Source organism: Blastocatellia bacterium (genome assembly GCA_035573895.1).
Classification (GTDB): domain Bacteria; phylum Acidobacteriota; class Blastocatellia; order HR10; family HR10; genus DATLZR01.
Genome location: DATLZR010000159.1, coordinates 1 through 9,863, shown reverse-complemented (window position 1 = coordinate 9,863; position 9,863 = coordinate 1). Strand labels below are relative to the sequence as shown.

At 59.6% G+C, this 9,863-nt stretch carries 12 protein-coding genes; 7 read left to right on the top strand and 5 right to left on the bottom strand.

Annotation, left to right across the window (positions count from 1 at the left end; translation table 11 throughout):
- The 5 genes from VNM72_13745 to VNM72_13725 form a co-directional block, all read left to right on the top strand.
- The coding region (locus tag VNM72_13745; GenBank protein HXF06460.1) for a response regulator at nt 1-327 on the top strand (327 nt) is incomplete at its 5' end.
- A 326-nt stretch (nt 328-653) separates the two neighbouring features.
- Nucleotides 654-1,175, top strand: coding sequence for an Hsp20 family protein (locus VNM72_13740; GenBank protein HXF06459.1), 522 nt, complete (start codon nt 654-656; stop codon nt 1,173-1,175).
- A 213-nt stretch (nt 1,176-1,388) separates the two neighbouring features.
- Entirely contained in the window at nt 1,389-1,694 is a 306-nt protein-coding gene (locus VNM72_13735; protein HXF06458.1) for an MTH1187 family thiamine-binding protein, read from the top strand.
- A gap of 208 nt (nt 1,695-1,902) precedes the next feature.
- A complete protein-coding gene (locus VNM72_13730; protein HXF06457.1) occupies nt 1,903-2,148 on the top strand; it encodes a helix-turn-helix transcriptional regulator in 246 nt (81 codons plus the stop codon).
- 255 nt (nt 2,149-2,403) lie between these two features.
- On the top strand, nt 2,404-3,237 hold the full coding sequence (locus tag VNM72_13725; GenBank protein HXF06456.1) for an SDR family NAD(P)-dependent oxidoreductase: 834 nt from the start codon (nt 2,404-2,406) through the stop codon (nt 3,235-3,237).
- A gap of 104 nt (nt 3,238-3,341) precedes the next feature.
- Here VNM72_13725 and VNM72_13720 read toward each other — a convergent pair whose 3' ends face one another.
- The 4 genes from VNM72_13720 to VNM72_13705 form a co-directional block, all read right to left on the bottom strand.
- Nucleotides 3,342-4,427: a phosphotransferase family protein gene (locus VNM72_13720; GenBank protein HXF06455.1), complete on the bottom strand. Its 1,086-nt coding sequence runs from the start codon at nt 4,425-4,427 to the stop codon at nt 3,342-3,344.
- On the bottom strand, nt 4,417-5,634 hold the full coding sequence (locus VNM72_13715; GenBank protein ID HXF06454.1) for an acyl-CoA dehydrogenase family protein: 1,218 nt from the start codon (nt 5,632-5,634) through the stop codon (nt 4,417-4,419). Before VNM72_13715 ends, VNM72_13720 begins: the two co-directional genes overlap by 11 nt.
- An 83-nt stretch (nt 5,635-5,717) precedes the next feature.
- Entirely contained in the window at nt 5,718-6,434 is a 717-nt protein-coding gene (locus VNM72_13710; protein HXF06453.1) for a phosphoglycerate mutase family protein, read from the bottom strand.
- Between the two features lie 22 nt (nt 6,435-6,456).
- Nucleotides 6,457-8,136: a D-aminoacylase gene (locus VNM72_13705; protein HXF06452.1), complete on the bottom strand. Its 1,680-nt coding sequence runs from the start codon at nt 8,134-8,136 to the stop codon at nt 6,457-6,459.
- Nucleotides 8,137-8,413: 277 nt separating this feature from the next.
- Between VNM72_13705 and VNM72_13700 the strand changes: the two genes are divergently transcribed.
- Together VNM72_13700 and VNM72_13695 are read left to right on the top strand one after the other, a co-directional pair.
- Complete coding sequence (locus tag VNM72_13700; GenBank protein ID HXF06451.1) at nt 8,414-8,881, top strand: nucleotidyltransferase domain-containing protein; 468 nt, start codon at nt 8,414-8,416, stop codon at nt 8,879-8,881.
- Entirely contained in the window at nt 8,878-9,336 is a 459-nt protein-coding gene (locus VNM72_13695; protein HXF06450.1) for a HEPN domain-containing protein, read from the top strand. Before VNM72_13700 ends, VNM72_13695 begins: the two co-directional genes overlap by 4 nt.
- Before the next feature lie 109 nt (nt 9,337-9,445).
- Here the strand turns inward: VNM72_13695 and VNM72_13690 are convergent.
- A partial coding sequence (locus VNM72_13690) for a dihydrolipoyl dehydrogenase (GenBank protein HXF06449.1) occupies nt 9,446-9,863 on the bottom strand: 418 nt, incomplete at its 5' end.

Below are 9,863 nucleotides of genomic sequence, written 5' to 3'. Positions count from 1 at the left end.
GCCCAGTCGGGCCGTGAAGCTCTCCAGATGATTCAATGTGAGCCGCTCGACCTCGTTGTACTCGACATCAGGCTCGGTCCGGAGAGCGGACTGACACTTCTTCAGGAAATTGCTTGCCGGTATCCGTCCCTACCCGTCATTATTCTTACCGCCTATGCCTCATTCCAGGATGATTACACCTCGTGGCTGGCCGAGAGCTATGTTTTGAAAACAGGCGATCCGAACGAATTCCTCCAGGCGGTTGATCAGACGCTACAGCAAACTTCTCTTCGGATGGCTCCACCCCTGCAACCTGCCACCGCTCGAGAGCAGCCGGCGATACGGTAGCGCGATGGACCGGTTTTCTCAGCTCCCTCGCCCAAGCAGGCGACAAGTTGTCGGAGTACGGGCGGACGGGTTTTGATGTCCTGCCGGTTCGGTTAGAATGGGCTTACGATGAAAGCGAAAGACTGCACAAGCGGGAAAGCTTCATATCGGGACCGACGTCATATCTCTTGGACTGTTCTCGACGAAGGTCGGGAGAGCCGGTTAAGGCTCGGTGTTCGCCACAAACAGGAAGAGCTGCTGTGCGGAGGAACACGAAGGAGCACGGCTACGCGTGCTCTTACGACGTTGCGCGTCCCCCGTGTGATTTTTGAGGAGAGGAAGAATCTATGGCAAAGGCGGTCGCCATTCATCCGATGACCTCATCTGTTCAGGAGACCGTTGACCGGCTGCGCGAACAGATTGCTGTCCGAGCGCACCAACTGGCTGTTGAGCGGGGATACGAACCCGGTCACGAACTGGACGATTGGCTTCGAGCAGAGAGTCAGCTCGTGTGGAAACCGGAGATGCATCTGGAGGAGCACCCCCATACCCTCGTCGTGAAGTTTCGCGTGCCGGGGATTCCACGTGAAGATATTCACGTGTGGGTTGATCGTCGAAGTCTGGTCTTGCTGGGAGAGGCTCAGCCTGAGGGAACTGCTGAGGACGTGCGCATTCATGGCAGTGAGTTTCGCTACGGGCAAATCTACCGACAGCTCGACCTTCCCATACCCGTCGAACCGGAGAGGGGAAGGGCGCGCCTGAGCGATGGTGTGCTCACGATAACTCTGCCCAAGCAAGCATGGGTGGTCGAGGACTCGAAGGAAAGACGCTCTGCCCGACGGAAAAAATCGGCGCGGACCAGCACCTGAAGGGAAATGCCACTCCCGTCGCGCCGATGTTCTCGTCTGCGCCCTGCGCAAGCTGGAAAGCTTGAGCCACATGTAGCGCAGACTTTCCAGTCTGCGAATGTAGACTTTCCAGCCTGCGCTTTGCGCAATCTCGAAAGCTTGCGCCACACGTAGCGCAGACTTTCCAGTCCGCGAAAGCGCAAGCTCGAAAGCTTGCGCCACAGGAGGACAACCATGGTGCTCGCCCAAATCAGCATTGTGCCCGTTGGGACATCCACAACGAGCATGGGAGATTATATCGCCGATGCGATTCGAGTTCTGGAAAAAGCCGGTGTTCCCTACGATGTGTCGGCGGTAGGAACGCTGTTTGAGGGAACCCCCAAAGATGTTTTTGCCCTTGCGCGAAAGATGCATGAAGCGGCCTTTCGGCGAGGAGCGCAACGTGTCGTGACCACTTTCGTCATTGACGACCGGCGCGACAAAGAGGTCACGATGAAAAGCCGGGTCGCCGCCATCAAGAGACGGCTCAAAGGACGGTAGACGGCAGCCCCGGCGCCTTCCGGAGGCCATAAGCAAGGAGCCGATGGATGAAGACGGATGAGCCCGGATCGGTTCTAGCATCCGTGTGAATCCCTGTCTATCTGTGGTGACTTTCGGAAGGAGTGGCCACCATTCTCCAATGCCCTGCTGATTTCCGATCACCGGCAGAGGAGCAAAGGTAAAATTGTCATGGTCGGCATTGCGGCCTATGACGGGGGAAAGGGAATATGCGAAAGAATTCGGTCGAGCCCTGCGCCAGTTACGCCGGGCCCGCCGGCTCACCCAGGAGGAGTTAGCCGAATCCGCTGAGGTGACGACCGAATACATTAGTCGTATCGAACGCGGGTTGACCAAATCCCCTCCCTCATGGGGAGTGCTCAGCCGACTCGCCCGCGCTCTCAAGATCGAGGTCGTGGCTCATGATCATAGTTGGACAATCCGGCTCGCCGCCTGAGAGCTAAGGCGCCGGCAGGACTCGCGAGCGGAAGGCGCAGAAGGGGATTGGTTTTTCGCATCTCCCCCGAGCCCTCCTCTCCCCCTGGCGAATAACATGGGCTGTCCCGTATCTTTTTCGAGCTTACCAAGTGCCGGGAAGCAACACGGAAGATGCTGACCGGCGAAAAGGAATGCGAGAAAGCGTAGGAGATGCGGTCGAACCTCTGAGGTTCAACCGGTGAGGCCGATGTAACAAACAACCAGGGAGGAAGCGATGAAAGACTATCGGTTACTCGTGGGGAAATCAGCCATCATCACCGGATCGGGCCGTGGGATTGGGCGTGCCGTAGCCCTGTTGTTCGCCGAGCATGGCGCTTCGGTCGTCGTTAACGATCTCGATGCGGACGTTGCGGAAGCGACGGCTCAGGACATCATTCGATCCGGCGGACGGGCTATCGTGTGCGCGGGCAGCGTGACCGATCCGACGTTTCCCGACCGGTTGGTGAAAACGACCGTCGAGGCTTTCGGCGGCATTGACATCATCGTCAACAATGCCGGTTATACCTGGGATGCCGTCATTCAAAACATGACCGACGAGATGTGGTACGCCATGATTGATGTTCACCTGACGGCCCCCTTTCGCATCATCCGCGCGGCTGTGCCCTATATGCGCGAGGTCGCCAAGAAGGAAATCGCCGAGGGCAAGCGCATCCATCGCAAGATCATCAACGTTTCCTCGACCTCCGGTATCGCGGGCAACGCCGGCCAGATTAACTACGCGGCGGGCAAAATGGGGATCGTCGGCTTGACGAAATCACTGGCCAAGGAGTGGGGACGCTTCAACATTAACGTGAATGCTGTCGCTTACGGCTTCATTGATACGCGCCTGACGAAACCAAAGGAGCAACAGGAGACGGTCCTCATCAACGGCAAAGAGGTACAACTCGGGATTCCGGACGCCATGCGTCAGGTCTCGCTCAACCTCATTCCTCTGGGCCGTCCGGGGACGCCGGAGGAGGCCGCTGGACCCGTGCTCTTTCTGGCGTCGCCGTTGGCCGATTACGTGACCGGAGCGGTCCTGCTCGTCACCGGAGGATCCTATATGTAGTCTCTCGGAGTGGGGGGCACTCTCGAGAGAGCACTCTCACCTTCGGGGCGAGCGGACTCCAAGAGGCGGAAGGAAGGCAGTCGAGACGAGGACTTGGACGGGCCTCAGCCCAGGCGATCAATCCGGCCTCGCTCGATCGCCTTCACGGCCATCGCGGCGAGGATGCGCACGAGGTGAATCATTCGGGCGAACCGCTCGTCTCGGGTGAAGCCGCGATAGTAGCGGAAGTAGATCTGCTGGACGATGACGGCAATCTTGAACAGCGCGTAGACGTAATAGAACAGGATGTCGGAGACGTCCCGATGGCTCCGCTCGGCGTAGCGCGAGACAATCTCGGCGCGGGTGAAATTTCCCGGTAGCGTCGTCGGACAGAAACGGAACTGTTGCAACTCCTCCGGGTCATCGGCTTGAACCCAGTAGCCGAGCGTGCTGCCGAGATCCATGAGCGGATCGCCAATGGTGGCCATCTCCCAATCGAGTACAGCGACGATGCGGGAGAGATCCGTCGGATCGAGTACCAGGTTGTCGTACTTGTAGTCGTTGTGAATGAGCGCGGCTCCGCTGTCTGGAGGACGGTGCGTTTCGAGCCAGTCGCGGACGCGCTCCATCTCCGGGATGTCATCGGTGCGAGCAGCGGCATAGCGCTCGCTCCAGCCACGAATTTGACGCTGGACGTATCCCTGCGGTCGGCCGAGGTCGGCCAGACCTGCCGCTTGATAATCCACCGCATGAATTTCGACGAGATTATCCACGAACGATTGCGAGAGCTTCTGCGCGACATCGGGGCGAAGATCGAGTCCCGCCGGCGGCACCGTCCGAAGGATCACGCCTTTCACCCGCTCCATGATGTAGAAGGGGGCGCCGATGACCGATTCATCCTCGCAGTAAAGGAGCGGGCGCGGCACCTTCCCGTAAACTTTGGAGAGACCGACCAGTGTGCGATACTCCCGTTTCATATCATGACCGGCGCGAATCGTGTGCGCTCCGAAGGGGGGCCGCCGGAGCACAAACTCCTTCTCGCCGATGCGCAGAAGATAGGTGAGGTTGGAATAGCCGCTGGGGAACTGCTGGAGCTGGATCGGCTCGGAGATGTCGGGCAGATGCCGACGGAGGTAGGCGGCAAGCGTCCCGACATCGAGTTCCTCGCCGGGTCGAACGGCAGTCGGTTGATCAATCCACTCAGGCCTCATCGCGCGGAAGATCCACACCGTAGCGCTTCAAAATGCGGCGGGCAACGGCCACCTTATGGACTTCGTCAGCCCCATCGTAAATGCGGGCGGCGCGCTCATGACGATACCAGAACGAGAGCGGCAGATCGTCGGTGACGCCCAATCCCCCATGAGCTTGAATGGCGCGATCCAGGACCCGCTGGAGCACGCCGGCGACGAAAAACTTGATGAGGGAAATCTCCTCTCGAGCGGCTGAGGCGCCGACCCGATCAATCGTCCAGGCGGCATGCAGGACCATGAGTCGGGCGGCATTGATCTCGGCGCGACTGTCGGCGATCCATTGCTGCACCATCTGGCGTGAGGCCAGCACGTGATCGGGCGCAAGCCGTCGTGTGGCGGCCCGTCGGCAAAGCAGATCAAACGCCCGCTCGCAAATGCCGATCCACCTCATGCAATGGTGAATGCGGCCCGGACCGAGCCGCTCTTGAGCGATGACGAAACCGGCTCCTTCAGGACCAAGGCGATTCGCCTGCGGCACACGACAATTGTCCAGCTTCACTTCACCGTGACTGGCCCAGCCGCTGCCACTGTCTCCCATCACCGGAATGTTTCGCAACAGGCGAAATCCCGGCGTATCGGTCGGCACGATGATCTGACTCGCCCGCCGATGAGGGCTCTCCGCCTCGGGATTGGTCACCGCCATGACGATGGCAAAGGCCGCTCCCTCGGCGCCGGAGACAAACCACTTGTGGCCATTGAGAACATAGTCATCCCCATCGCGCACGGCCTGTGTCGCCATCCATACCGGATTCGATCCGGGATAAGCGGGTTCGGTCATGGCGAAGCAGCTCCGAATCTCTCCACGAATGAGCGGGAAAAGATAGGTCTTCTTCTGCTCCTCGGTCCCGTGAGCCATGAGGATTTCCATATTGCCGACATCGGGAGCCTGACAGTTGAAGACGAAATGGCCGAGCGGGCTTCGTCCCAGCTCCTCGCTCAGATGGGCAAACTCTACGAGCGACAGACCCATCCCGCCATAGTGGCGGGGAATGTGGGGCGCCCACCACCCTCGCTCCTTCACCTTCTGTCGTTTCTCTTCGAGGGCCGGCAGCACGGCCGCAAAACCCTCGCGAAGAAATTGGGCTTCGAGAGGATAAATTTCCTCGCGGAGAAACTCACGGACATCGGCTACGAGCTTCTGCACGGTCTCGGGAATGGAGAAATCCATCGTCCTTTCCTCCGTCACAGGCTGGAAAGCCCGCGCGACAGATTCGCGGGCTGGAAAGCTCGCGCGACATCGTCGCTTCTCGCTTAGCGGAAGGTGACCAACGCTGGATCGCTCAGATGAGCCAGGCAATTGAAGCGACCGAGCGAAAATCGCCCAGCCGTGAAGAGAAACTCCGTGACGGCCGTGTTGTTGATGACCCACATCAGTTCCAGCGTCTGCAAGTCACTCACCCCCAGAGCGAGACCGACGGCAGCGGCCACGGCTCCGGCAGAAGTGAAGGCGGCAACTCTGCGACCTCTCCCCTGCACGGCGGTCATCCGATCAACGCCCCGACGAATACGGGCGCGGAAGGCCGACCAGGATTCGACGTCAGGAAGATCAAATTCGCCATTCACCCAACCGCGCGTGACGCGACGCAAAAGCAACTCGAAACTACGCAGCGCTCCATCCTCGCCCCGGGTGATGGTCGTGACCAGCTCGGCCACATGGGGATCGCGCTCCCGGAGCAAGGGAACAGCCTGCCGCAGGAGAGGCTCGGCCTGGTACTCGTCCAGCTCCGGCAACACGACCGGATCCGGCCAGCAGAGGCCGTGCTCGTGATAGACAGAAGCGACGACATCATGTGTTTGACGATGCCGCTGGCGGGGACCGACGTAGACGTGATCGAAGGTCAGTCCCTGCTTCAGCCAGTACTCCCCCAGCCGTCGCGATTGCTCGCGGCCCAGCTCGGAGAGCTGATCATAGTCGCCTTTGACCACCGAGGCGGCCTGACCATGACGAATCATCCAGAGAAGACTCATGACTCTTCAGGCCCCTTTGGCGTCAGCCTCGCTTTTTCCAGCCGGGACCGCGCACGACGCGCCCCGGCGTCGCTCCCGTGTGCTCGCCGTCCCGGAGGACGTGAACCCCGTTGACAAAAACATGGCGCACACCGGTGGCGTATTGATGGGGGCGATCAAACGTCGCATGATCCTGAATCGTCTCCGGATCGAAAACGACGACATCGGCGAAATATCCCGGTGCCAGCATCCCCCGTCGCTCGATTTTCAGGTTCGTGGCCGGCAGCGAGGTCAATCGCCGGATGGCCTCTTCCAACGGGATGATCTTTTCCTCCCGCACATACTTTCCCAACAATCGGGCGAAATTCCCGTAGGCGCGGGGATGGGTTGACGATTTGAGAAAAACGCCTTCCGGAGCCAGCGAGCCGGCGTCCGATCCGAAGCTGACCCAGGGCAGGGCGATCTGCTTGCGGATATTCTCCTCCGACATGAGGAAGTAGACGGTGCCCACGCGACTGCCGTCTTCGATGACCAGATCCATCGCCGTTTCTTCCGGCGACTTCCCCCGTTGTCGTGCCACTTCGGCCAGGGTTTTCCCCGTCAGCGGCTTGAGCGCCTCGTTTTTGAATTCAACGAGCAAGATATTTTCAGGCGATCCGGCGGCCAGATAGAGATTTTCCCAATCCGTGCTCGGCGTCGTCATCTCCTTCTTCACGCGGGCGCGAATGGCAGGATTCTTCAAACGTTCGATCCAGGCCTTGAGACCTCCCTCTTGAACCCAGGGAGGCATGGCGGCATCAAGCCCCGTCGCCCCCGCCGTGTAGGTGTACATGTTGGCCGTGATCTTCAGGCCGGAGGCGCGGGCCGCTTCGATTTTTTTGATCACGTCGTCCATCTTCGACCAGTTGGATCGCCCCGCCGCCTTCAGGTGATAAATTTCCGCGGGAAGACCGGCCTCGCGCGCAATCGTGATCAGCTCATCAACGGCCTCGAGGAGTCGGTTGCCTTCGCTGCGAATATGGGAGATATACATGCCCCCGTACTCGGCGGCCACTTTGCATAACTCGATCAGCTCATCGGTCCGGGCGAAGAATGCGGGAGGATAAATGAGCGACGATCCCACGCCGAGCGCGCCTTCTTCCATCGCCTGGCGCACGAGCTGACGCATCTGGTCGAGTTCCGCCGGCGTGGGCGGGCGATTCTCGTAACCGATGACATAGATGCGCACGGTCGTCGCTCCCACAAACGATGCCACGTTGGGAGAGACACCGCGTCGCACGAGGTACTCCAGATACTCGCCGAGCGTCGTCCAGGTGATGTCGTACTTGATGTCGCCCTGTTGCTCTTTCATCTCCTGTTTCATCCTCTCGTTGAGCGGTCCCATTGACCAGCCCTCGCCGAAGACCTCAAGCGTCACCCCCTGACGAATGTCACTCTGCGAACGTCCATCGGCGATGAGCGAATCGGTCGCCCAACTGAGCATGTTGATGAAACCAGGAGCGACGGCTAATCCGCTGGCGTTCACTTCGGTGCGTCCGACGGCATTGTCCAGCTTCCCGATGGCCGCAATCGTATCGCCGTTAATGGCAACATCGCCCACGATGGGCGGCCGGCCGCTTCCGTCATAGATCGTTCCGTTGCGAATGATGAGATCGTAGCGCACACGCGGTCCACAGGAACTCAAGAGGAGAACGAGACAGGCACCAACGGCAATGATTCGCATAACTCTCTCTTATCCTCCACTCTGGTCGCTTTGCAAGCTCCAGCACGACCCCAGCTACTTTCAAGCGCACAAAAGCAGTAGATAATAGGCCGAAGCCGCCAGCGGAGCAATAGGCCCTGGCGAAAAGTAATCGGTTCACCTTTGATCCGGGATTTTCCTCCATCGCTTCGATGGGTCAAGGGGAGGTTCAACCTCACAAATCATGGCCGCTGAAATTCTCGGCCCCGCCTGTGAAACGATCACCCGATAAGCCCACGGGTTGTGACCGAGGAAGGCCATGACTATACTTAACCGTGCTATGGGTATTGCCGAACAAGCCGTAGATGCGTTGAAAGCTGGCCTGGGGGAGAATCTGGTGGCGGTTGCACTGTTTGGGTCGCGAGCACGAGGCGACGAAAGGCCAGGCAGCGATTGGGATTTGTTTGTCCTGGCCGATCGCTTGCCGGAGCATCCGCTTGACCGACAAACCTATTTGAAGGCGATGCTCCCGCTCCGGCTGGCGACGAAGGTGTCGTTGTTGGCGAAGGCACCGAAAGAGTTCGAGTCCGATTTGCTCCCGGTCTATCTGGACATTGCCAGTGATGCCATCATTCTTTTTGATCCTCAGGGATACCTGAGTGCAAAGCTGCAAGAGGTCCGCGAGATCACTCAACGTGTCGGCTTGAAACGGCGACGATTAAACGGCGAGTGGATCTGGGATTGGGTGACGCCACCGCGAGGCATCTGGGAGGTCAACTGGCGGTGAACTCATTGAAAGAATCTCAGTATCGCCTCGCTCTGGCGCGGGGGTACGTTGAAGAAGCAGAGCAACTGGCCCGGAACTCCCTCTGGCGCGCCTCCGCAAGCAGCGCTCAACCGGCTGTCGAGAATGCGGCGAAAGCCGTGATCGCCCTGTTCCGACCGATCGTCAAGACCCACGACCTCGGGGATCATCTCATTGACCTGATCCAAGAACACAAGCTCGACGAGGAAACGTCGCTCAATGTAGAGCAACTGGCCCTTTGCACTTCCCGACTCGGATTTCGAGAGCACATCCTGACTGACTATGGCGATGAACTGACGCTCACATCGCCCTGGGAGATTTACACCAGGGAGCGCGCCGAGAGTGCCCTGACGATAGCAAAAGAAGCACTCGCCCTCGCCCAGGAGATTGTTTCCCGCACGGAGACAAAGCAAAAAGGGGAATCGAGAGAGGTATAGGCGTCCCCGTCTCACGCTATGCCATACGCGGACCTGTCCTCTTATGCTGTTTGCTGTTTCTGGCGAAAGGCCGGACACGAAGCGAGGGCATTCTGCCGCCTGCCCGGCCTCACTCCCGACGAGGGCGATAGACGTGAGTGCTCGTGCCGAAGAATACCTCCGCCGATTCCATGAGCGTCTCCGACAGCGTCGGATGGGGATGGATGCAGAGCTTGAGGTCCGACGCCAGTGCTCCCATTTCAATGGCCACGACACCTTCGGCGATCAGCTCCCCCGCGCCACTGCCACAGATGCCGACGCCGAGAATTCGTTCCGTCTCGGGATCAATCAGGAGTTTGGTCACCCCCTCGGTTCGTCCCAGCGTCATGGCCCGTCCCGATGCTCCCCAGGGGAAGCGCGCGACTTTCACCGGTCGGCCTTGCTCCTTGGCCTGGGTCTCGGTGAGTCCGCACCAGGCGATCTCCGGATCAGTGAAGACGACCGCCGGAATGGCCAGGGGCTCAAAGGCCACGCGATGGCCGGCAATC